At 42.6% G+C, this 284-nt stretch carries 1 pseudogene; it reads right to left on the bottom strand.

Going from position 1 to position 284, the window contains the following annotated elements:
• Positions 1–284 (bottom strand): annotated as a pseudogene (locus FC85_RS12510) (MFS transporter); the annotation flags it as partial.

The following is a 284-nucleotide window of genomic DNA, read 5'->3' as shown; positions in this document are numbered from 1 at the left end:
ACTTTTGGTTCATCAAGGTTGCCTTTTTCTTGAATCAAGAGTTCGTGAATGATGGCCAATACGACCGTGCAACTCGCCATAACGTAAATACCAACCTTGACGTTCCCCAGGAATTGAGCAGCCAATAGTGCAAACCCTTGTTGAGCAATCGTAAATCCAACACCATAAAATGTTGAAACAGTTCCTCGCCATTTTGGCGCAACCCGATCAGAAATCTGCGGATAAATTGCCGCCGCAATAATCCAAATTAAAATAATGGCCATTATCGATTTGACGTTGGCAAT

The organism is Lentilactobacillus diolivorans DSM 14421, assembly GCF_001434255.1.
Classification (GTDB): Bacteria; Bacillota; Bacilli; order Lactobacillales; family Lactobacillaceae; genus Lentilactobacillus; species Lentilactobacillus diolivorans.
This window is presented reverse-complemented; position numbering and strand designations above follow the sequence as displayed.